Raw genomic sequence first — 20,416 nt, 5'->3', positions numbered from 1 at the left:
CCCCTCTAGAACAAGGCTTTCAGCGTAGACGGGGTTCATCTACGTCTGGCTTTCTCCCGTATGCTGGCCTCTTTCCGTCCGTCTATGTGGAATGTTCAGGAGGCATTAGGGGAGGTCGGCGTTGAGCGACGCCGAACAGCCGGGCCGCCTGCTCACGAGCGCGCTGGTTGGCCGGCGGATCTAGGGGCGGCAGGTCCAGGCCTTCGTTGCCGTCGACAACAGCTGCCCTCCTCAGTCGCCTGCGTAGCGTTGCTGGTCGGAATAAAGGTCTCCGTCGTGGTGAGCTCGCGGGGTGGAGCGGGAGAGATCTGGTTCAGAACGGCGGTATCGTGCTCGCCCAGCGCCTCCGGTGCGAGTAACTAGCCAACGCACAGGCCACCTCGCGCCTTAAGCGCTCGGGCGAAGAGCAGGGGTCCAGGCCTTGGCGCGGGCACGAGCCCGTAGGGCGAGAACACGGGGCCTTGACGCCTGCGAGACGCCACAACCCTTGGGGCGGGGCCTGGCGTGCGCTCTTCGAGCCAGGCTCCCGCGGGTCCCGCGGAGGGCGGGCCGCCGGAGGCGGTCGGTTGTGTTCAATCTGGCAGCTCGCCGGTGATATGCGTTATGAAATCAATTTGGTCGGTCGATCCGAAATCACGAAAACCGCCAATGTGATGCCATCGGAATTCCATCTGAATCCTTGTGAAACTACGAAAAATTACGGAAGTACGCCGAAACTTGTCAGCGGGCGTGCGCCATGTAAAATCATACTTCCGTGCGGAAGTATGGGGGTGCGATGGCACCGAGCCAGGCGAGGTGACACGGAAGCCCCGTAGATGCGCAGCATCGGAGTGGGCTGGAGAGCACCTTGGGTAGGATCAACCATTACTTTGGATAGGCAGATGAACGAGGCAACGAAGGCTAGCTACAAGAATCTTGCCGAACACTTCTACAGTCGCAGATTGGCTGGCCAGAGGCTCACCCCGAAGGCCATCACCGACGCCTTGATCGCTGCAGCACCAGAGTACCGGCCTGCTTACTGGCGCCGCCTGAGAAACGCGATCGAGTTCGATCAGCTCGACAAGGGCTACAGCGATGCTGCCGAGCGGATTGCAAAGGTACGTAATCCGGTAACCAAGGAGGACTCCGGTCTGAAGCCCAAGGCGAAGCAGGTGCGGGTCAGGGCAGTGAAAGAGGAGGATGAATTGAGACTGCTGGATTACTTCGCAAAGGTAGGCGACTACCAGTGCATGAGCGCTGTGGTCGTGACGAAGTACACCGGCGCTAGGCCTGTCGAGCTTGAGGCGATGCGGGTTGAGGATGGCAAAGTTTTTATCAAGAGCGGCAAGAAGAGCCACGGCGGCTGGCGTGGGCTGGATCGCGTCCTGGTACTCACTGAGGAGGATGCGAAGCTGGTCGCCGAGTCTCTCAAGACTCTCCAATACGTGAATATTGGGGCGATCCAAGATCGGGTAAGCGCCGCCGGGCGGCGCTTATGGCCTCAGCGCCGGGCTGTGCCGTCGCTGTACAGCTGGCGGCATCAACTCGGTTCTGACCTTAAAGCGTCCGGGCTCTGTCGTCAGGAGGTGGCCTGGATCATGGGCCACCAGTCGACTGAGAGCATCGAGCAGTACGGGAACCGCAAGACTGCCCGGTCCGGTGCGGTGCTACCCCGTGCTCCTGAAGGAGCAGATCTCAGCCTGGTGCGGGAACGACACAGTGTTGGCCCCCTAGCGAGCCGTGCTGCGCACGACTCGTTAGGGGTTAATGAGGAGCTGGGTATGGGGGGGCAATATGATGGTTTAGGCCATCGCCCCTGAATCGTTTCATTGTTATGGGTATCAATGAAATGTTTCGAAGCGCGCCAAGCAAGGCTTTCAGCGTGTTCCTCCGAAACAATGCATTTCTATGCAAAACAATCAATTGTTATGGGTATCAATGAAATATTTCGAAGCACGCCCGGCAAGGCTTTCAGCGTTTTCTTCCGAAACAATGCGTTTCTATGCAAAACAATTCATTGTTTCCTAAAGATTCGATTCCAATGGGCGTAGTGGATGGCTGGTAATCCGCAAGTCTATTCCCGGTGTCGACAACCATCCTGATGATGCTGGCTCCGGCTAGGCCGCTGGTCGCGCACATGGGCACGGGTGAGCGCGCGGAACTGCTCGGGGTTGGTGATGCCGATGAAGCGGCAGAAGTCCTGCAAGTCGCCCTGGTAGGCCCGGCGGGTACGCGGGTTGTAGAGGTTGGCGAACCACTCGGCGGCGGCCGGCACCTCGGCCAGGCCATGGAACTCGGCGGCGGTCAGGCGGCGTTCGGTCAGGGCAACGACCAAAGAATCCTTAGGAGTTGGGATCAGCTCATTCATCTTTGGCGTCTAAAACGGCTGCCACCTTTCCGAAGGATTCCCAGTGGCCAACCAGTTCATCGACGCGATCGGGAATGCGCGGGGTTTTGCTGAGCACAAGGCAGCGTGTCGTGCCCACGTACTCCTCGATCAGGTACAGCGAGTCCCCGACGTCCACCCCCATTTCCTGCAGGGCTTCATCGGGAATGCGAATGCCGCCATCGCCTTCCCAGTCTTCGATCACGACCTGCCGGGTTTCCATGGGCGGCTCCTGGATGAGTTAGATAAGGCGTCCGCGGGGGGAGGCGACGGCGAGCCGCCGCCCACAGATCCCACGGCACAGGCGTTCAGGGTAGCGAAACGGCCGCCGGCCAGAAAGTGACGATAACGGATTTTATCGTCACTTTCCGGCCATGGGAGGGAACCTTGGGCTATGTGCCAAAAGTGCCTGTGCTAGGTGAGGTCACGTTTAAAAGTGGCTCGGAATGCTCCATTACTGCCAGAACACTCCGAGCCATCGTCACTTTTCGCCTTGTGTGACCTTCGTTCAGCTGACTTTTCGGAGAGAACCCAGAGTCATGCTTACTGAGCGGGTTTAGCTGACGGCATCCCCATGTAGTGTTGGTGCCACATCATGTGGTCCATCATCATCTGCTGCATCCCCATATATCTGTCCATCATGTACTGACGCTGTGCTCTCTGCTCCGGGGGCAGGTTCGAGTAGTCCTGCCACCCCATCATGTGGCCGCCGCCCATCATGTGCCCTCCCATCATGCCTCCATTTCCGCAGCATCCCATCATTCCTTGGCCCCACATGCCGTGCATCATTCCCATATTTCCTTGCATCGTATTCCAATGCTCCTGGAGGAGCTGCTGCCGCTCCTTCGGGTCTTGGGTCTGACGGATTTTCTCCATCTGGGCCTGCATCTTCTGGAGGTTCTCCTGCGCCTGAGCCATCTGCTTGTCGAACTCAGCAATATTCGGGGCTTGCTGCTGCGCCTGAGACGTAGCGCTTTTGGCTGGGGTTGGGTCTGCCGCCAGCGCCCATGCGGGTGACAGTGATGCGGCGACGAGGAGTACCGCCAGTTTGATGTTTTTCATGTCGAGCTGCCTTTGTGGTGGTGAGCTGAACCAACATCCCTATGAGCGAGCGATTGCGTTGACTCAACGGGTTTTGCCTAAAACTGTAGAGCCTCTTGGCTGGATTGCCCATTTGATTGCTCCCTTCACAAGCGGCACTCAGGCTGGCCCCGGCTACCTCTGATGGGAGATGCCTCCTGAGTGCGCGCAGCGCACGTGATTGCCCTCGCTCGTTTCGCCTTCGCATAACGGCTGCGACAATTCCTGGAGGATGCCGCAGTCGGCGGCGGTCCTCGGCTCGTTGCAGCATTCACGCAAGCTCTTGAGCTGTTGTTCCAGCTGGCGAAGCTCCTCGATGCGCGCGGTGACATGGCCGATGTGCGCGTCCAGCAGGGCGTTCACATCGGCGCAGTGCTCGCTGGGAGCATCCTTGAAGTGGAGCAGCCCCCGAATCTCGGCGTGTGTCATGTCCAGCATGCGGCAACGGCGAATGAAGGACAGCCTTTCGACATGCGCTTCGGTGTAGATGCGAAAGTTGCCGTCGCTGCGGGCGGGCGAAGCGAGTAGCCCCTCGCGCTCGTAGTAGCGGATGGTTTCGACCTGGGTGCCCGTGGTTCTGGCCAGCTCACCGATCTTCACGTTGGTCTCCGATAGCCGGGTCTGGTGACTACTATTTGCAGCATAGGCTCTTGACTCTGTAGTCGCTACAGGTTGTTTACTCGTGCCCAACGTCAGTCTTGGGGGTTCAGCATGGGTGAGTGCAAGGCTGTTGGGTGCGGTTGTTCCTCTACGTCGTTAGCGGAACCGAAGAGTCCTGCCACCGGAGCGGGAAAGGTCGTGCAGTACCGCATCGACAACATGGACTGCCCCACCGAGGAACGGCTGATTCGCGACAAGCTGGAGCCGCTAGCCGGAGTGACAGGGTTGGAGTTCAACCTGATGCAGCGCTCTTTGACGGTGAGCCACCAGCTCGATTCGTTGGAACCGGTCGAAGCCGGATTGCGTGCCATCGGCATGCAGGCCCAGCGTCTTGCCCTTCCAGCCGAGCAGGTGTGCACGGTGTTGACCATCGCGAAGATGGATTGCCCTACCGAGGAAAGGCTGATTCGCGACAAGCTGACCGGCATGCCCGGCGTCGAGTCCCTGGACTTCAATCTGCTGCAACGTCGTTTGACGGTCACGCACAGTCCCGAGAGCCTGAATGCCATCTTGGGCGCTCTGACATCCCTCGGACTCGAAGCCCGTGTCGAACCGAGGGTTGCCAACAATACCGCCGAACAGTCTGCCAGCACCCACCATTGGTGGCCACTGGCCGTGGCGGGCGTGAGTGCGACCCTGGCTGAGGTCGTGCACTGGTTGAACGGTGGCAATCACTGGCTGGTCGTGGCGCTTTCCGTGCTGGCGATTGGTGTCGGCGGACTCTCGACCTACAAGAAAGGCTGGATTGCCCTCAGGAACCGCAACCTGAACATCAATGCGCTGATGTCGATTGCCGTTACCGGGGCGATGCTCATTGGCGAGTGGCCGGAGGCGGCCATGGTGATGTTCCTGTTCGCCCTGGCCGAGGTGATCGAGGCCCGATCGCTCGACCGTGCGCGCAACGCGATTCGCGGCCTGATGGAACTCGCTCCGGAAACGGCCACCGTCCAGCAACCGGATGGCACGTGGCTGGGTGTACCCGCCAGACAGGTGGCAGTGGGAGCCACGGTGCGTCTGCGCCCGGGCGAGCGAATCGCGCTGGATGGCGTGGTGACCCAGGGGCACTCGAGCGTGAACCAGGCTCCGATCACCGGCGAGAGTTTGCCGGTGGACAAGACCGTGGGTGACAGCGTGTTTGCCGGGACGATCAACGAGACGGGGTCGTTCGAATTTCGGGTGACGGCCGAAGCCAGTCACTCGACGCTATCCCGGATCATTCATGCCGTCGAATCCGCCCAAGGGAGTCGGGCGCCGACCCAGCGCTTCGTCGACCGCTTCGCGCAGATCTATACGCCGACAGTGTTCCTGATCGCCTTGCTGACCGCGGTGATGCCGCCGTTGTTCTTGTCCGGCGAGTGGATGGACTGGATCTACAAGGCGCTGGTGCTGCTGGTGATTGCCTGCCCCTGTGCACTGGTGATCTCCACGCCGGTATCCATCGTCAGCGGCCTGGCTGCGGCCGCACGCAAGGGCATTCTCATCAAGGGCGGTGTGTACCTTGAGGAGGGTCGCAAGCTGGCCACGCTGGCACTCGACAAGACCGGCACCATCACCCATGGCAAGCCGGTGCAGACCGACTTTATTGCTTTGCGCGGAGACGAGGCCCGGGTTCACGCCCTGGCGGCCAGCCTCGCTGCGCGCTCGGATCATCCGGTATCCCACGCCATCGCCCTGGCGGCAAACGAAGCCGGCTTGGCGTTATACCCGGTGACCGATCTGGCTGCCATTCTGGGCCGTGGCGTGCGTGGCCGTATCGACGATCATCTGTACCAGCTGGGCAACCACCGGCTGATCGAGGAGCTGGGTCTTTGCTCGGAAGCCATCGAGGCGCAACTGTTTGCCCTGGAGCGCCAGGGCAAGTCGGTGGTGCTGCTGGTCAACCAGCACGAAGTCCTGGGCATTTTCGCGGTGGCCGACACGGTGCGAGAAACCAGTCGCGAAGCGATCAGCGAGCTGCACGCCCTCGGGGTGAAAACCCTGATGCTCAGCGGCGACAACATCCATACCGCCGAAACCATTGCCCGCTCGGTCGGCATCGACGAGGCTCGCGGTGGGCTGCTGCCGGAAGACAAACTCAAGACCATCGAAGGGCTGATGACGAGTGGCAAGGCCGGTGCGGTCGGTATGGTGGGGGACGGGATCAACGATGCGCCCGCGCTGGCCCGGGCGAGCATCGGCTTCGCGATGGGAGCGGCGGGGACGGATACCGCCATCGAGACGGCGGACGTTGCGCTGATGGACGACGACCTGCGCAAGATTCCCGCATTCGTCCGGCTTTCGCGGGCGACCACCACGGTGTTGCGGCAGAACATCGCTTTCGCCCTCGGGATCAAGGCGGTTTTCCTGCTGCTGACGTTCACCGGGCAGGGCACGCTGTGGATGGCGGTGTTTGCCGACGCGGGGGCCAGTTTGCTGGTGGTGGCCAACGGGCTGCGGTTGCTGCGCAAGTAATGGGTTTGCGAGCTTCTGCGGTCCACGAGTGCTGATCCAGGGGGGCAAGCCAGGCTGGAAAGTGTGGGTGTCCGGAATATATGGTTGGGCGGCGTTCTCGTCGCTTGGCTTGGTTCAAATTTCCAGATCTGATTGCCGGTACCGTCGTGGGTGTTGTTGTGCACAATGGCGCTAGGTGCATTCTGGCGCTTAAGGATTAAAAAATGCTTGTTCTTGACAAGAAGCTCTCGTCGCATGCCATATTGTCTCTCTCCGGCTTGATAGCAGCGTCGGACCAAGGTGTAAAGTGGATAGTCCAGCAGTCAATGGGTTATGGCGAGTCTCTTCCAGTGACTCCGTTCCTTAACTGGGTACACGTTTGGAACACCGGTGCCGCATTTAGTCTTTTCGCTGATGGTGGAGGCTGGCAGCGCTACTTTTTTATAGGGATCGCGGTATTGGTCTCGATTGTGCTTATCAAATTTATCCGAGACAATCGTCATAAAGGGGAAGCCATCGCTTACTGCCTGATCCTCGGTGGTGCTACAGGTAATCTGATTGACCGGATATTCCGTGGCTATGTTGTGGACTACCTTGATTTCTATTGGCGATACTGGCATTGGCCGGCCTTCAACCTCGCCGACATTGCAATTGTCCTCGGTGCATTTCTTATCGCTTCCGTAAGCTTGTTACGTGGGAAATCAAATCTCAATGTCGAGCCAGATGGGGCTGCCTGAAGCCTACACCTAATAAAGCCATGACCGAAACTCCCGACGACATCCTGCACATGCCGGAATACGAGGTGCGGGCCTGCAAGACCACCTTCAGACTCCAGCTACCGGAGATGATGGACGGCTTCCGCCTGACGCTACGGCTGCATGAGTACGTGGAGAAGGCCCTGCCCTAAGTGGTTGAACAGACCGGCCTGGACGAGAAGACGGTGTGGGACATTTTCAACGCTTGTGCCGAGCTCATGAGCTACTGGCGCCGCCTCGAGACGCCCCGTATCTTGGCATCGATGAACTGTATCTGGATCGGCGTTATCGTTGCGTCCTCACCAACATCAAGGCGAAGGCCGTGGTTGATCTGCTGGCCAGCCACCGTCAGGATGTGGTGACCAGCCCTGATGAAGCTGAAAGACTGGCAGAAGGTCGAGATCGTCAGCGTGCCGTCGGTCCCGTCAGGTTTTCTTACCAGACAGCAACTGTTAAGATTCCATATAACTAATCCATCTACTATCAAGTCCTTATGCGCCGTTGGCTAACGATTTTTCTGCTGGTGATGATGCCGCTGCAGCTCGGTTGGGCTGCAGTGGGCAGCTATTGCCAGCACGAATCGGGTAACCAGACGAAGCATTTCGGCCACCACGTTCATCAGCACCAAAGCCAGGCGGGAAGCGAGGACGACGACGGTCCCGATCCCCAAGGCGGCAAGAACCTGCATGGCGATTGCAACGCCTGCGTTTCCGCTGGCGTCACGGCGATCTTTTCCGCGGCAACTCTGTTTGATGTGAACAGCTCCTCAGCTGGCGAGACTGGCTACCAAGCTCATCCGCTGTCCCGGCCATTCTCTCCGCCTGAGCGCCCTGCCTGGGCCCGCCTCGCCTGATCGGCGAGGCGACTCCTCTCTCCCGTACCCACTCAACGACCATCGTCAGCGACGATGAGCGTTGGCGTGCTGCGAGCCAGCTGATGGCGTCTCGCCGATTCCCCGTGAGCTTTTTCATCACTGGAGAGTCGGGATGTTCCCAAGCAAAACCAGAAAATGGCTGCCCTGTGCCTTGCTCGTGCTGGCCACCGGCAGTTCGTTGGCGCAGACAGCGCCAAGTGCTTCCAGCCTGCAGTCGGTCACTGCCGGTCCTTTATCGCTGAAGCAAGCCTTCGATACCGCTTGGGCGCGTCAGCCCGAAGCGGAGTCCTCGTCTGCGCGTCGTGAGGCGGCCACTGCCCGTCGCGCCGCCGCCGCCAGCTGGACCGCCGAGCCCATGGCCCTGGAGCTGTCGAGCAAAGGCGACCAGCTCAATGGCAACGATGGTAGCCGCGAGCACAATGTCGGCCTCGCCATCCCCCTGTGGCTGCCCGGCGAGCGCTCGCGGACGGGCGCCGTGGCCGAGGCCGAGGCCCAGTCCACCGCCAGTCGCGCCTCGGCTGCGCAGCTGCGTACTGCTGCCGAGGTGCGCGAGGCGTACTGGCAGTGGCAACGCAGCCGGGTCGAAGCGAGCCTGGCCCGCGAGCGCGAGGGCAATGCCCGACAGCTCGCTGCCGATGTCGCCAAGCGGGTCAAGTCGGGTGAGCTGGCCCAGGCCGATCAGCACCAGGCCGAGGGGGCTGCGGCTTTGGCCGAGATCGAAGCGGCGCGAGCCACGAGTGCGCTGGCGACGGCTGCGCAGCAGTTGCGCAGCCTGATCGGCACCCTGCCGGGTGGTCGCGAAGAGGCTGCGTCTGGCGTAGTTGCCGGTGAGCCGGTACCCGCGCTGCCCGCCGACTTCGCTGTGCTGGATGCCCAGCATCCGGCGGTGGTCGCACTGCTGGATCAGGCCGAGGTCGCTCGCCGCTCGGCCGAGCTGGCTCGCGTGCAGACCCGAGCCAATCCCGAGTTGACCTTGTCTACCAGCCGCGAACGCGAGCCGGGGGAGTCCTATGACGAAAGCCTCACCTTGGGCATTCGCATCCCCTTCGGCTCGGGCAGCCGCAATCGCGCCAAGCAAGCCACGGCCGAGGCCGAAGCCATCGAAGCCGAGGTGCAGGCGCGTCTGGCGCGTGAGCGCCTGCTCGGCGAGCTGGAGGCCGCCCGGCTGGAGTTCGAATCCGCCCGCGCCCAAGTGACTGCTGCCGATAAGCGTGCCCGGCTCGCCCAGGAGTCGCGCGGTTTCTTCGAAAAATCCTTCCGCCTCGGCGAAACCGATCTGCCGACGCGCCTGCGTATCGAGCTCGAGGCAACCGACGCCAAGCGTCAGGCCGCTCTGGCCCGACTCGATCAGGAGGCGGCGACTTCCTCACTGCGCCAGGCACTGGGTCTGCTGCCCGAATAGGGCCAGAACGAACCTACAGGACTGCAAAGATGACACTGTTTCCAAGGCTGACAGCCTTCACTGCGGCGATCTTGATCGCTGCCGCCCCCCTGGCCACTCAAGCCGGCGATGGGCATGACCATGGCGAAGCGCCGGCCACTCCGACAGGCCCGGCCCTGCCGCGTTTCGCGGCGACTTCCGACACCTTCGAGTTGGTCGGCGTGCTCGATGGCCACGACCTCACCCTGTGGCTCGACCGGGCTGCCGACAACAGTCCGGTGACGGACGCCACCCTCCAGCTGATGGTGGGTGGCGTCAAGGTCGAGGTCGAGCAGCACGAGCCGGGCGAGTTCGAGGCCGCGCTGGCGGAGGAGCCCGAAGAGGGCGAACTGGCCATCGTCGCCCTGGTGGTGGCCGACCAGCAGCGTGAGCAGCTGACCGCCGAACTGGATATCCATCACGAAGAGCACGCCGAAGAGTCTGCATCTGGCGTGTCCTGGGGCACTTATGGGGCCTGGGGGGCCGGCGGGCTGGTTCTGCTTGCCCTGCTGGGTTGGGCTATGCGCCGCGCCCGTGTCGCTCCTCGTCATTCGTGAAGGTGTTTTATGAAAGCTAATTTTCTGATTTCCGCGGTGTGCCTGGCCCTGCTGTCGCTGACCTCGCCCGCCTGGGCTGGCGAAGGGCATGACCATGGCGAAGAAGCGCCTGCAAGCAACAGCAACGGCCCCCAGCGACTGCCCGACGGCAGCGTATTCCTGCCCAAACCGGCGCAACGCCAGATCGGGGTGCGCACCTTGCCGCTCGAGACGGCCGAATTGCCGCGCTCGCTGGAGTTGGCCGGCAAGGTGGTGATGGACCCCAATGCCGGCGGCAAGGTGCAGGCCGTGCTGGCTGGGCGCCTCGAAGCCGGACCGCGCGGCTTTCCCAGCGTCGGGCAGGCGGTGAAGAAAGGTGAGGTGCTGGCCTATGTAGTGGCGACCGGCGATGTTCTCGAGCGGGCCAATCAGGCTGCGCAGCTGGCTCAACTGCGAGCGGCCAAGGGCCTTGCCGACCAGCGCCTGGCGCGCTTGCGCGAGCTGGCCGATACGGTGCCGCGCAAGGATATCGAGGCAGCAGCCAGCGAGGCCGCGAGTCTGGGGGCGCAAGTCGCTGCGCTGAATTCGGGCGTCAATGCGCGGGACGCACTGGTTGCGCCGGTTTCCGGGGTGATTGCCTCGACCAATGCCGTCTCCGGCCAGGTGGTCGATGCCCGCGAACTGGTGTTCGAGGTGGTCGATCCCTCCCGTCTGCGCATCGAAGCGCTGGCCTACGACCTGAACCAGGCCGCCGATGTGGCGGGAGCCACTCTGGCGGTGGGTAGCGAACGTGTGCCGCTGACCTTCATCGGCGCGGCCCGCAGCCTGCGTGAACAGGCCCTGCCGATGCTGTTCCAGGGCGAGGGCAGCGCCTTGTCCCGCCTGGCCGTGGGACAGCCGGTGAAAGTCTTCGTGCAGACCGCCAGTCGTACCCGGGGCATCCGGGTGCCGGCGGCGTCGCTGATGAAGAATGCCGCCAACCAGAATGTCGTCTGGGTCAAGACCGCGCCGGAGCACTTCGTGCCGCACCCGGTCACCTTTGCCGCGCTGGACGGGGTATCCGTGCTGGTGACCAGTGGGCTTGCCTCTGGGGATCGTGTCGTGACGCAGGCTGCCAGCCTGATCAACCAGATTCGTTGAAGGGAGCCTGACCCATGTTCAAGTGGCTCCTCGACAACAGCCTCGGCAATCGTCTGCTGGTGATCATCGCCAGCCTGGTGCTGATGGCCTACGGCGCATTCACCCTGTCACGCATGCCGGTGGATGTCTTTCCCGATCTGAACAAGCCCACGGTCACCATCATGACCGAGGCTGGCGGCATGGCCGCCGAAGAGGTCGAGCAACTGATCACCTTCCCGCTGGAGACCACGATGAACGGTCTGCCCGGCGTGGAGAGCGTGCGCTCGGTCTCCAGCAGCGGGCTGTCGTTCATTTACGTCACCTTCGACTGGAGCACGGAGATTTTTCGGGCCCGGCAGATGGTGTCGGAGCGGCTCTCCGCGATGGAGGAGGGCTTGCCACCGGGCGTGATCCCGCGCATGGGGCCGATCAGCTCCATCATGGGCGAGATCATGCAGATCGCGATTCCCATCGACGCGGCACGGATCACCCCGATGCAGGTGCGCGAGTTCGCCGACTGGGTGCTGCGTCCGCGCCTGATGGCGATCCCCGGTGTGGCCCAGGTGATCCCGATTGGCGGTGAGGTCCGCCAGTTCCAGGTCCAGCCCGACACGGCGCGCATGGCCGAGCTGGGCATCAGCCACACGCAGCTGGAGGAGGCGCTCAAGGGCTATTCGTCGAATACCTCCGGGGGCTTCCTCGAGCTCAATGGGCGCGAGTATCTGATTCGCAACCTGGGGCGGACGTCGAGTCTGGGGGATCTGTCGAACCTGGCCATCACGGCGCGTAACGGCCAGCCGATCCTCCTGCGGCAGATCGCCGAAGTGACCTTTGCCGCAGCCCTGAAGCGCGGCGATGCCGGCTTCGAAGGCAAGGCAGCAGTGATCCTCGGCATCCAGAAACAACCGACGGCCGATACCATCCAGCTGACCCGCTCCATCGAGGCGGCGCTGGGGGAAATGCGCAAGTCGCTGCCGACCGGAATGGAGGCCCCCCAGGTCACCTTCCGTCAGGCCAGTTTCATCGAGGCTTCGATCAGCACCCTGCAGGGCAAGCTGATCGGCGCCTCGGTGTTCGTCGCGGCGATCCTGTTCTTCTTCCTCGGCACGCTGCGGCCCACCATCATCGCGCTGACGGCCATTCCGGTGTCGATCTTCATCACCGGTCTGGTGTTCAAGTACTTCGGCCTGTCGATCAACACCATGACCCTCGGTGGCCTGGCCATCGCTATCGGTGGATTGGTCGACGATGCTGTGGTGGGCGTGGAGAACGTGCTGCGCCGGCTGAAGGTGGAGCGGGCCAAGCACCCCGAGCACCGCCTGCACCCGCTGGAACTGGTGGGGCACGCGACCATGGAGGTGCGTTCGGCCATCCTCTACGCCACCATCATCATTGTGCTGGTGTTCCTGCCGCTGTTCGCCCTGCCGGGCATGGAAGGGCGGCTATTCGTACCGCTGGGGATCGCCTTCATCGTCTCGACCCTGGCCTCGCTGGTGGTTTCGGTGACCGTCACCCCAGTGCTGTCCTTCTATCTGCTGCCGCGGATGAAGTCGCTGGAGCATGGCGACACCAAACTGCTGGCTTGGCTGAAAAGCCGCTATCGCAGCAGCTTGCAAGCCGTCCTGCAGCGTCCGAAGGCAGCTGTAGTCGTAGCGGGCATTGCCGTGTTGGTCGCGGCAGCGAGCGTGCCGTTCTTCCCGAAGACCTTCCTGCCGCCGTTCAACGAGGGCACCTTGCTGATCGGCCTGCGTCTGAACCCCGGCGTGACTCTGGCGGAGTCCTCGGCGCTGGCCCAGCAGGCCGAGCAGTTGGTCATGCAGGTGCCGGAAGTGACCCACGTCGGCCGCCGCAGCGGTCGCGCGGAGCTGGATGAGCACGCCGAGGGTGTGCACGTCAGCGAGCTGGATGTCGGCCTCAAGCCGGCCTCGGAGCTGACCCGCTCGATGGATGAGATCAGCGGTGACATCCGTTCGCGGCTGGTCAATCTGCCAGCGGCCATCGGCATCGGCCAGCCGATCTCGCACCGGATCGACCACATGCTGTCCGGCGTACGCTCACAGATCGCCATCAAGATCTTCGGCGAGGATCTGGACACCCTGCGCGGCCAGGCGGATACCCTGCGCGGCAGGCTGGCGGATATTCCTGGCATCGCCGACCTTGAAATCGAGAAGCAGGTGCTGGCTCCGCAGATCAAGGTGCGCATCGACTACGCCGCCGCCGCCCAGTACGGCGTGCCCGCGCCGCAGATCCTGGCGACGCTGGAGAGTCTGGTCGAGGGCGAGAAGGTCACCCAGATCGTCGAGGGTGGCCGGCGTTTCGCCCTGGTGGTACGTCTGCCCGAGACGGCGCGTTCGGCGGAGGGCTTGGGCAACATCCTGTTCGAGACCCCGACCGGTAGGGTGCCGCTGTCGCGGATCGCCAGCATCGAGGACGGCGACGGCCCGAACCAGATCAGTCGCGACGACGGCAAGCGTCGCATCGTGCTATCGGCCAACGCCCAAGGGCGCCCGCTGTCGGAGATCGTCGAAGACATCCGCAAGGTGGTCGACGAGAGCAAGCTGCCGGAAGGCTACTTCATCACCCTGGGCGGCCAGTTCCAGGCCCAGGAGGAAGCGTCGCGTCTGGTCGGCCTGCTGTCCATCGTCTCGCTGATCCTGATGTTCGTGGTGCTCTACAGCCGCTACAAGTCGGCGACCCTGTCGGCGCTGATCATGGTCAACATCCCGCTGGCCCTGGTCGGCGCGGTGCTCGGCCTGTGGTTGTCGGGGCAGCCGCTGTCGATTGCTGCGCTGATCGGCTTCATCACCCTGGCTGGCATCTCGGTGCGCAACGGCATCCTCAAGGTCAGCCACTACATCAACCTGATGCGCATCGAGGGCGAGAACTTCGACCACGCGATGATCCTGCGTGGCTCGCTGGAGCGCCTGAGCCCGGTGCTGATGACGGCGCTGGTCACCGCCTTTGCCCTGGCGCCCCTGCTGTTCGAGGCCGAGCGGCCGGGCACGGAAGTCCTCCACCCGGTGGCGGTGGTGATCTTCTCCGGCCTGATCAGCTCGACCCTGCTCGATACCTACCTGACCCCGGTGATGTTCTGGCTGTTCGGCCGCAAGGACACCGAGCGCCTGATGGCTGATCGCGAAGCGGGGGCCTTCTGATGGTTTGCCTCATTTTTCATCGAAATCACAGCCCTCCGGGGCGGTATTGCGCACCACAACGTAACCGTGTTTGCCGGCAAATGATCCGGAAGCTGAAGTCACTGAAGCAGCACTCGGCAAATTACCGAAGTGATAGAGGAACTCAAATGAAAACCCTGAAAGCAATCTTGGCCATCTCGATGTTTGCCGTCTCTTCCATCGCAATGTCGGCTGGTTTCGATAAAGATCCTGGCAGGCTCATCCAGGAGAACCAACGCGCCATGGAAGCGTATGCCGCAGAGCTCGGGAAACCCGCTCCGAAAGTCGAGAAGTATCGCTATGGCATGGAGCTCGATGTAGTCAAGGTGATCAGTGTGACACGCAAGGCCAAGGTCTGTGGCGTGGTGCCTGCGCGGATGACCTTCCTCGACTCAAAGGGTGAGCTCCAAACGGTCGAGTACCAAGCAGTCGGAGGAGGATGCCGGCGCGGCTGAGCGGGGGCCGGCTGACCAATCGCCTAAAAATGGCCCCACCTAATGTAAGGAGCGGCTGACTGCAGCCGTGTGGTTGAAAGTGCTTTCGTCTGGGCCTTGCCCCTTTCCAGACACTCGGCGTCCCAGTGGCGCCGATTTTTTAGGGAATCTCCTATGGGATTTAGGATCCCGACAAGCCCTTCTGAAAACCGCCAATCTGGGAGGAATCGTCATGTTTCAAGTCAATGGGATGGCTGTCCACTGCTGTCCTCGTTACATAACAAGGAGGGGCCAATGAGTACGTCATCATCTTCCGGACCCTGGCCACTGCTTCTACTCGCCTGGTTGGTGGCGCTGCTGTCGAGTCTCTCCGCACTATTCATCGGAGAGGTCATGGGGCAGGCTCCCTGCGTACTGTGCTGGTTCCAGCGCACCTTTATGTTCCCGCTGGCGGTGATCCTGGCCATCGCCTGCTACCGCTCGGACTTCGCCATCTGGCGTTACGCTCTGCCGCTGGCCGGCATCGGCGCGGCACTGGCCTTCGCTCACACGCTGCTCTACGCCGGGCTGATTCCTCAGCCGATCCAGCCCTGCACGGCTACCGGTCCGTCCTGCTCGGGCGCCGGCATGACCATCTTCGGCGGCGTGCCGCTGCCGATGCTGGCCCTGTTTGCTTTCGTCCTTATCGCCATCCTGCTCCTCGTCATTCGCCGGAGAACTGCTCCATGAACCGCCGTACCCTGGTCATGATCATCAGCGTGGCGATCCTGGCCGTCTTCGCCGTGGCCGTATTCCTCTACTCGCAGACGACGCCGCCGCAACCGCCGCAGGTGGCCCAGGCGCCCGCCCAGATGCCGCCGGACGCGCCCAATGGCGGCAACCTGGTGCGCTTCCACTCGCCGGTGTTCGGCCCGGCACAGGCGCCGGTGACCATCGTCGAGTTCTTCGACCCCTCCTGCGAGGCGTGCCGTGCCTTCTACCCTCATGTGAAGAAGATCCTCGTCGAGAACCCCAGCGATGTGCGGCTGGTGCTGCGCTATGTACTGTTCCACCAGGGCTCCGAGGAAGTGACGCGCATGCTGGAGGCCGCGCGCAAGCAGAACCTCTACCCGCAGGTATTGGAGGCCGTGCTCGCCGCCCAGCCAGGCTGGCACGACGACCCCAAGGTGGCAGCAGCCTGGGTCGCCGCCGAGGGCGCCGGCCTGGATGTGGAGAAGGCCCGCGCTGACATGCACACGCCCGGCGTCGACGCCGTACTGGAGACGGATATGCAGGACGTCAAGACGGTGGGTATCCGGGGCACCCCGACCTTCTTCGTCAATGGCCGCGCGCTGAGCGAGTTCGGTCCCGAGCCGCTGCGCGATCTGGTTCGCAGCGAAGTAGCCAAGGCCAGGAACTGACACCAAGGGTGCGCTGATAGAGCTTACAGTCCACCTCCTGCCGGGCGTAGCGTAGGCACCCGGCGGGTGGTGCTGCCGGGATGGCACCGGCACTCGCTGGAGTGCTGTTTTCGCCCGCTACCAAACACAGACAGGTACAGGCTCTAGATACCCCTTACCAGCGCCGGGATGGCGCGCAGGTAGATCAGCTCACCGACCAGCTCCACTAGGGTCTGGGTTATCACCGCGGCCGCCGCCAGCCCACTGATCGGCTCGGGCAGGGCCAGTGCCAGTGGCAGTACCACCAGCGAGTTGCGAGTGGAGGTACTGAAGGCCACCGCCCGCGCTGCCGGCGCCGCCAGGCGGAACAGCCTGGCGCTGAACGCCCCGAGCGCAGGGGCGAGCAACATGAACGCGGCGTAGACCGGTAGCAGGGGGGCCAGCACTTCCAATTGCTGGGCCACCGCAGCGATCTGCGAACCGATCACGGTCACCAGTACCACTGCCATCGCCGGCACGGGCAGCCAGGCCCAGCCGGCGCTCCAGATGCGTACCGCCGCGGAGCGTCTCGCACTCAGCTCGGTGGCGACGGCCAGCCCCAAGGGCGCGACGATCAGCAACAGGAAGGCCTCGGCGAAGGGACGGATAGCTATCACCGTGTCCACCTGCGTGCCGAGCATGAGCTTCAGATAAACCGGCAGCATCAGCAGCTGGAGCAGCAGCAGGAGGGGCGTGGCGGCCAGTACCAGCCGCGAGTCGCCTTTGCCCAGGTGGGTGAATACCACCACGTAGTCGATGCAGGGCGTCAGCAGAACCAGCAGGGCTCCGACCAGCAGGGCCTTGTTGGTCGACAGCGGCAGGGTCAGAAGCCAGACCAGCAGCGGCACCAGCACGAAGTTGGCCAGCAGCAAGGCGCCGACGAAGCGTCGGTTGGCGAAGGCTTGCTGAAGTTCAAGGAATGGAATCTGCATGAACATGGCATACATCAACACGGCAATCGCCGGCGTGATAGCCATTGCCGCCAGATCAGCCATATCTTCGGAGGTCAGACCTGCAGCAGCCGCGATGGCTACGGCGACGAAATACAAGCCTATCTGGTTATGCTCCAGCCAGTCTCGCAACATCCTCAATCCCCTCCTGTTTGTGGTGCAGGCATTCTCGCACCTTGAAAGGCGTTATTTCTGGGCTGAGGTGTTTTCAAGCGGCAAGAGACAATTCAGATAAAGCAGAAGATAGGCGTGACAGAGTTTTTGATCGATTACGGCCGCCACTCATCTGTCCGGATGAGCCATACCCTATCCGGACACCTAGGAAGCCGGCTGCCGAGTGTCTGAATAGGGTTGTTTTTTGTATTCTTTGACATGTGTCCGGCAGATATATAGGGTTCATCCATACACATTACCCTTGGAGGCAGCGTGCTCGGACAGCGGATCGGCTACATCCGGGTCAGCACCCTCGACCAGAACCCAGATCGACAGCTCGAAGGCGCCCAGGTGAGTAAGGTGTTCGCCGATAAGGCCTCCGGCAAGGACACCCTGCGTCCCCAGCTCGACGCGCTGCTCGGCTACGTGCGCGATGGCGACACCCTTGTGGTGCACAGCATGGATCGCCTCGCCCGCAACCTAGACGACCTGCGCCGCCTAGTGCAGCAGCTCACCGGTCGCGGTGTGCGGATCGAGTTCATCAAGGAAGGGCTGACCTTCACCGGCGACGACTCACCGATGGCCAACCTTCTGCTGTCGGTGATGGGGGCCTTCGCAGAGTTCGAGCGCGAGCTGATCCGCGAGCGACAGCGCGAAGGGATCGCTCTGGCCAAGCAGCGCGGTGCCTACCGGGGCCGCAAGAAAGCCCTGAACGATGCCCAGATCACCGAGCTGCGGCGTCGCGCCGACGCTCGCGAGCCGAAGGCTGCCCTCGCCCGCGAGTTCGGCATCAGCCGGGCCACCCTCTATGAATACCTGCGCGCTGGCGACTAGGCGGCCGCAACCTGATTTGATTACGTTACGAAACCAAAGGAGACGACATGTCCAAACTTGCTGAATTTCGCCGCGCTGAGCAGGCCCTCAAAGAACAGCTGGCCCTGCTGGAGAAGCTCCAGGGCGACAGTGGTCTCAAGCGTGAAATGGAGTTCGAAGACAAGCTGAAGGCGTTGATGGCGGACTACGGCATGGACCTGGCGAAGGTAGTCGACGTACTGGAGCCGCGAACTGTCGAGCTCGAGGTGGCAGAGCCGACGGTCGTGAAGCCGCGCCTCCCTCGCCAAGTGAAGGTCTACGTCCAGCCGGTCACCGGCAAGCGTATCGAGACGAAGAGTGGGAACCACGCCCTGCTCAAGGCCTGGAAAGCGGAGTTCGGCTCTGATGTGGTTGAGGGGTGGCGGAAGGCTTGAGCTTCCACCGTTTGATTCAGGCCTCTGATTGTGAGTCTTGCTTACAGGTGAAGATGGCGAGGCTCATCATTGAGCAGCATCAGCCTCCCATCTATGCGCATTGCCCCCAATGACGGTGACAGCATCCGCGACTTCTCCATCATTGCCCACATCAAAAACAGGGATAGGGCAGAAAGCAAGTTGCTTTATACAAGCCGCAGAGTCGGCTTTTGCTTAGGTCGGCGAACGCCGTTTTTCCGGCTAGAGATGGCGGAGCAGAGGGCTGCTACCGGCTGGCTTCCGTTGCGGACAGCCTCTATCACGACTTCGCCCAAGCTCAGACCATAACGGGCGGCGGTGTTGATCATCAGTGACAGATGCACGTGGCCGATGCGCTCGAGGGTTGCAGTGGTGACCACGGTCCTAGCGGATGCCATGTGCCGCAGGACGCCATCCTTGAGGGCAACCGGGTCTGTCTCTAGACCAGCTTCATGGCTGAAGTTCAGTGTGTACTGATAGACCTTGTCGTCGATGTCTGCCACAGGTGCTTCCTATCTGAACAGGGATACCACGTTGGTGTCTTCGGCTTCCGACCTGTCGGTCCTGGCCAGTTTGGTTGAGTACGGTGCATGGGCGGCGAAGGCGAGCCATTCGAGGATGTCCTCCTTGTGCTCACCGGCGATGATGTACTCGGTCCAGCTGACGTACAGATGTCGGACAGCTTCATCTTCGAGTCGCTTGACTACGCGGGGTGCGCCGGCTTCGCGCAGTTGTGACAGGAACGCTGCAATCGTCTGGTCGCGTTCAGCAGGGGTGCCGCTATCACCTCTCTCGATAGACAACGCCCGGAGGCGGCAGAAGATTTCGTCTCTCATCAGTTCTCCTTGTTGGTGGCGTTCACTAGGTACTTTGGGAACACGTAGTTGACCACGCCGTCGAGCAGCAGATCACGGACAGTAGTGTTGTTGGCTGCCGCGATAATTTTGAGCTGCTGATGGATTCCGGATGGGAGGTCGACACTGAACTTTTTCTTTGGGGTGGCGAGAAGTTCAGCTGAGCGAACGGAAACTGCGTTATTGAGCGACGACATAGTTGCCATGGGGAAAACACAGGTTAGTTATGATTTCACCATAATAGGCGAACCACTGTAGATATGCCAACACAAACATAAGTGTGGGTTTTTGTCTGTAACTTTTATATTCCGACGACAAAGTGTTTGTTTTTGAGTGTAACTTTGCTATTCCCACGAAAAATGCGCGAGGTTTGTTTGGTAACCGCTGTTACCGTGCTCAGCTGGACAATAACGGTGAAACAGATCAGTTGAAAATCATCTGGCATGCCACCATATGGTGTTGGCCCAGGCCCGTAAGGAGTTACCTGTACGAGGTTTCTGGTCGCTCAACGAAGGAAAAAATAATGTCTACAAGGCCTGTTGTTCTTAAGCCAGCCTGTATCAAAACGCTTGTTGCGGTGGAGGCTCATCCCGAACGCTCGCACCAGCATGAGTTCAATGGGGTGGCAGCACTTAAAAACATGTTCGGCGAAGATCGGGTGGAATTCGAAGCAATTTTCTCTGTGCGCGGAGGGGTTGGCACCCATCTGGCCGGAGTGACTTGGTACGACTCCAGAGAAAATCATCCTAAACGGACAGAACACAGGCTCTATTTTCAGGGAAATCCTGTGATGGACCAAGCGCAGGAAGGAGATAACGTCCTGATTGGATTTGATCTTCAGAATCGGCTGCACTGCATCCTCATACCCGCCGGAGCCGGTTCCAGTAGCTACGCTGGTTGGACTCCTGTGGAGTAACAGCCAAAAAAGGG

At 61.6% G+C, this 20,416-nt stretch carries 22 protein-coding genes and 2 pseudogenes; 16 read left to right on the top strand and 8 right to left on the bottom strand.

Annotated elements, in window-relative coordinates:
* Positions 1–881: 881 nt before the first annotated feature.
* Complete coding sequence (locus KRX52_RS10810) at positions 882–1,799, top strand: site-specific integrase (RefSeq protein WP_217681740.1); 918 nt, start codon at positions 882–884, stop codon at positions 1,797–1,799.
* A 314-nt stretch (positions 1,800–2,113) separates the two neighbouring features.
* On the opposite strand, the pseudogene KRX52_RS10805 reads toward KRX52_RS10810, so the two are convergent.
* From KRX52_RS10805 to cadR, 4 genes and pseudogenes are all read right to left on the bottom strand, one after another.
* Positions 2,114–2,347, bottom strand: a pseudogene (locus KRX52_RS10805) (tyrosine-type recombinase/integrase); the annotation flags it as partial.
* On the bottom strand, positions 2,340–2,588 hold the full coding sequence (locus KRX52_RS10800) for an AbrB/MazE/SpoVT family DNA-binding domain-containing protein (protein ID WP_217681739.1): 249 nt from the start codon (positions 2,586–2,588) through the stop codon (positions 2,340–2,342). The pseudogene KRX52_RS10805 and the gene KRX52_RS10800, both read right to left, overlap by 8 nt.
* Positions 2,589–2,908: 320 nt before the next feature.
* A complete protein-coding gene (locus tag KRX52_RS10795) occupies positions 2,909–3,427 on the bottom strand; it encodes a hypothetical protein (RefSeq protein WP_217681738.1) in 519 nt (172 codons plus the stop codon).
* Positions 3,428–3,580: 153 nt separating this feature from the next.
* Positions 3,581–4,045: a Cd(II)/Pb(II)-responsive transcriptional regulator gene (cadR, locus tag KRX52_RS10790; protein WP_217681737.1), complete on the bottom strand. Its 465-nt coding sequence runs from the start codon at positions 4,043–4,045 to the stop codon at positions 3,581–3,583.
* Between the two features lie 375 nt (positions 4,046–4,420).
* Here cadR and KRX52_RS10785 point away from each other — a divergent pair, with 375 nt between their 5' ends.
* The 11 genes and pseudogenes from KRX52_RS10785 (at position 4,421) to KRX52_RS10730 (ending at position 16,246) form a co-directional block, all read left to right on the top strand.
* Positions 4,421–6,556: a heavy metal translocating P-type ATPase gene (locus KRX52_RS10785; protein WP_437439700.1), complete on the top strand. Its 2,136-nt coding sequence runs from the start codon at positions 4,421–4,423 to the stop codon at positions 6,554–6,556.
* A gap of 203 nt (positions 6,557–6,759) precedes the next feature.
* Positions 6,760–7,272: a signal peptidase II gene (gene lspA, locus KRX52_RS10775; RefSeq protein WP_090212119.1), complete on the top strand. Its 513-nt coding sequence runs from the start codon at positions 6,760–6,762 to the stop codon at positions 7,270–7,272.
* Between the two features lie 59 nt (positions 7,273–7,331).
* Positions 7,332–7,703, top strand: a pseudogene (locus tag KRX52_RS10770) (ISL3 family transposase); the annotation flags it as partial.
* An 80-nt stretch (positions 7,704–7,783) separates the two neighbouring features.
* On the top strand, positions 7,784–8,143 hold the full coding sequence (locus KRX52_RS10765) for a DUF2946 domain-containing protein (protein WP_090212121.1): 360 nt from the start codon (positions 7,784–7,786) through the stop codon (positions 8,141–8,143).
* Positions 8,144–8,276: 133 nt separating this feature from the next.
* Entirely contained in the window at positions 8,277–9,566 is a 1,290-nt protein-coding gene (locus KRX52_RS10760) for a TolC family protein (protein WP_090212122.1), read from the top strand.
* Between the two features lie 29 nt (positions 9,567–9,595).
* The gene (locus tag KRX52_RS10755) at positions 9,596–10,141 is read left to right on the top strand and encodes a hypothetical protein (RefSeq protein WP_217681735.1); all 546 of its coding nucleotides are present in this window, start codon (positions 9,596–9,598) and stop codon (positions 10,139–10,141) included.
* 9 nt (positions 10,142–10,150) lie between these two features.
* Complete coding sequence (locus KRX52_RS10750) at positions 10,151–11,260, top strand: efflux RND transporter periplasmic adaptor subunit (RefSeq protein ID WP_217681734.1); 1,110 nt, start codon at positions 10,151–10,153, stop codon at positions 11,258–11,260.
* 14 nt (positions 11,261–11,274) lie between these two features.
* Positions 11,275–14,394 (top strand): efflux RND transporter permease subunit, encoded by a 3,120-nt coding sequence (locus KRX52_RS10745; protein WP_090212127.1) that lies wholly within the window; start codon positions 11,275–11,277, stop codon positions 14,392–14,394.
* 146 nt (positions 14,395–14,540) lie between these two features.
* A complete protein-coding gene (locus KRX52_RS10740) occupies positions 14,541–14,867 on the top strand; it encodes a DUF2790 domain-containing protein (RefSeq protein ID WP_217681733.1) in 327 nt (108 codons plus the stop codon).
* Between the two features lie 273 nt (positions 14,868–15,140).
* Complete coding sequence (locus KRX52_RS10735; protein ID WP_090212130.1) at positions 15,141–15,575, top strand: disulfide bond formation protein B; 435 nt, start codon at positions 15,141–15,143, stop codon at positions 15,573–15,575.
* Positions 15,572–16,246, top strand: a complete 675-nt coding sequence (locus tag KRX52_RS10730; protein ID WP_090212132.1) for a DsbA family protein — start codon at positions 15,572–15,574, stop codon at positions 16,244–16,246. The genes KRX52_RS10735 and KRX52_RS10730 overlap by 4 nt, the downstream gene beginning before the upstream one ends.
* A gap of 143 nt (positions 16,247–16,389) precedes the next feature.
* Here the strand turns inward: KRX52_RS10730 and KRX52_RS10725 are convergent, their stop codons facing one another.
* Positions 16,390–17,196, bottom strand: coding sequence for an arsenic resistance protein (locus KRX52_RS10725; protein WP_254797515.1), 807 nt, complete (start codon positions 17,194–17,196; stop codon positions 16,390–16,392).
* Here KRX52_RS10725 and KRX52_RS20755 point away from each other — a divergent pair.
* From KRX52_RS20755 to KRX52_RS10715, 3 genes are all read left to right on the top strand, one after another.
* Entirely contained in the window at positions 17,195–17,449 is a 255-nt protein-coding gene (locus tag KRX52_RS20755) for a hypothetical protein (RefSeq protein ID WP_254797514.1), read from the top strand. The genes KRX52_RS10725 and KRX52_RS20755 overlap by 2 nt on opposite strands.
* Before the next feature lie 191 nt (positions 17,450–17,640).
* Complete coding sequence (locus KRX52_RS10720; RefSeq protein ID WP_217681732.1) at positions 17,641–18,201, top strand: recombinase family protein; 561 nt, start codon at positions 17,641–17,643, stop codon at positions 18,199–18,201.
* A gap of 47 nt (positions 18,202–18,248) precedes the next feature.
* Positions 18,249–18,614, top strand: a complete 366-nt coding sequence (locus KRX52_RS10715; protein WP_217681731.1) for a histone-like nucleoid-structuring protein, MvaT/MvaU family — start codon at positions 18,249–18,251, stop codon at positions 18,612–18,614.
* A 185-nt stretch (positions 18,615–18,799) separates the two neighbouring features.
* Here the strand turns inward: KRX52_RS10715 and KRX52_RS10710 are convergent, their stop codons facing one another.
* The 3 genes from KRX52_RS10710 to KRX52_RS10700 are packed head-to-tail and all read right to left on the bottom strand — an operon-like array spanning position 18,800 to position 19,692.
* Positions 18,800–19,135: a hypothetical protein gene (locus KRX52_RS10710; protein ID WP_217681730.1), complete on the bottom strand. Its 336-nt coding sequence runs from the start codon at positions 19,133–19,135 to the stop codon at positions 18,800–18,802.
* A gap of 9 nt (positions 19,136–19,144) precedes the next feature.
* Positions 19,145–19,468 carry a hypothetical protein gene (locus KRX52_RS10705; protein ID WP_217681729.1) on the bottom strand — a complete coding sequence of 108 codons (324 nt, stop codon included), beginning with the start codon at positions 19,466–19,468 and terminating at the stop codon, positions 19,145–19,147.
* Positions 19,468–19,692 carry an ATP-binding cassette domain-containing protein gene (locus KRX52_RS10700; protein ID WP_217681728.1) on the bottom strand — a complete coding sequence of 75 codons (225 nt, stop codon included), beginning with the start codon at positions 19,690–19,692 and terminating at the stop codon, positions 19,468–19,470. The genes KRX52_RS10705 and KRX52_RS10700 overlap by 1 nt, the downstream gene beginning before the upstream one ends.
* 317 nt (positions 19,693–20,009) lie before the next feature.
* On the opposite strand from KRX52_RS10700, the gene KRX52_RS10695 reads away from it, so the two are divergent.
* Positions 20,010–20,402, top strand: a complete 393-nt coding sequence (locus tag KRX52_RS10695) for a hypothetical protein (RefSeq protein WP_217681727.1) — start codon at positions 20,010–20,012, stop codon at positions 20,400–20,402.
* Positions 20,403–20,416 lie beyond the last annotated feature (14 nt).

It is taken from the genome of Geopseudomonas aromaticivorans (genome assembly GCF_019097855.1).
GTDB classification, from domain to species: domain Bacteria; phylum Pseudomonadota; class Gammaproteobacteria; order Pseudomonadales; family Pseudomonadaceae; genus Geopseudomonas; species Geopseudomonas aromaticivorans.
The sequence above is the reverse complement of the archived record's forward strand: the minus strand, read 5'-3'. Positions and strand labels throughout refer to the sequence as shown.

Coding starts and splice junctions, on each gene's coding strand:
- KRX52_RS10705 (WP_217681729.1), bottom strand. CDS start 19,468: ATGAGAGACGAAATCTTCTGCCGCCTCCGGGCGTTGTCTATCGAGAGA.
- KRX52_RS10740 (WP_217681733.1), top strand. CDS start 14,541: ATGAAAACCCTGAAAGCAATCTTGGCCATCTCGATGTTTGCCGTCTCT.
- lspA (WP_090212119.1), top strand. CDS start 6,760: ATGCTTGTTCTTGACAAGAAGCTCTCGTCGCATGCCATATTGTCTCTC.
- KRX52_RS10715 (WP_217681731.1), top strand. CDS start 18,249: ATGTCCAAACTTGCTGAATTTCGCCGCGCTGAGCAGGCCCTCAAAGAA.
- KRX52_RS10800 (WP_217681739.1), bottom strand. CDS start 2,588: ATGGAAACCCGGCAGGTCGTGATCGAAGACTGGGAAGGCGATGGCGGC.
- KRX52_RS10760 (WP_090212122.1), top strand. CDS start 8,277: ATGTTCCCAAGCAAAACCAGAAAATGGCTGCCCTGTGCCTTGCTCGTG.
- KRX52_RS10810 (WP_217681740.1), top strand. CDS start 882: ATGAACGAGGCAACGAAGGCTAGCTACAAGAATCTTGCCGAACACTTC.
- KRX52_RS20755 (WP_254797514.1), top strand. CDS start 17,195: ATGAACATGGCATACATCAACACGGCAATCGCCGGCGTGATAGCCATT.
- KRX52_RS10745 (WP_090212127.1), top strand. CDS start 11,275: ATGTTCAAGTGGCTCCTCGACAACAGCCTCGGCAATCGTCTGCTGGTG.
- KRX52_RS10795 (WP_217681738.1), bottom strand. CDS start 3,427: ATGAAAAACATCAAACTGGCGGTACTCCTCGTCGCCGCATCACTGTCA.
- KRX52_RS10750 (WP_217681734.1), top strand. CDS start 10,151: ATGAAAGCTAATTTTCTGATTTCCGCGGTGTGCCTGGCCCTGCTGTCG.
- KRX52_RS10700 (WP_217681728.1), bottom strand. CDS start 19,692: ATGGCAACTATGTCGTCGCTCAATAACGCAGTTTCCGTTCGCTCAGCT.
- KRX52_RS10735 (WP_090212130.1), top strand. CDS start 15,141: ATGAGTACGTCATCATCTTCCGGACCCTGGCCACTGCTTCTACTCGCC.
- KRX52_RS10695 (WP_217681727.1), top strand. CDS start 20,010: ATGTCTACAAGGCCTGTTGTTCTTAAGCCAGCCTGTATCAAAACGCTT.
- KRX52_RS10755 (WP_217681735.1), top strand. CDS start 9,596: ATGACACTGTTTCCAAGGCTGACAGCCTTCACTGCGGCGATCTTGATC.
- KRX52_RS10730 (WP_090212132.1), top strand. CDS start 15,572: ATGAACCGCCGTACCCTGGTCATGATCATCAGCGTGGCGATCCTGGCC.
- KRX52_RS10785 (WP_437439700.1), top strand. CDS start 4,421: ATGCAGGCCCAGCGTCTTGCCCTTCCAGCCGAGCAGGTGTGCACGGTG.
- KRX52_RS10765 (WP_090212121.1), top strand. CDS start 7,784: ATGCGCCGTTGGCTAACGATTTTTCTGCTGGTGATGATGCCGCTGCAG.
- KRX52_RS10725 (WP_254797515.1), bottom strand. CDS start 17,196: ATGCAGATTCCATTCCTTGAACTTCAGCAAGCCTTCGCCAACCGACGC.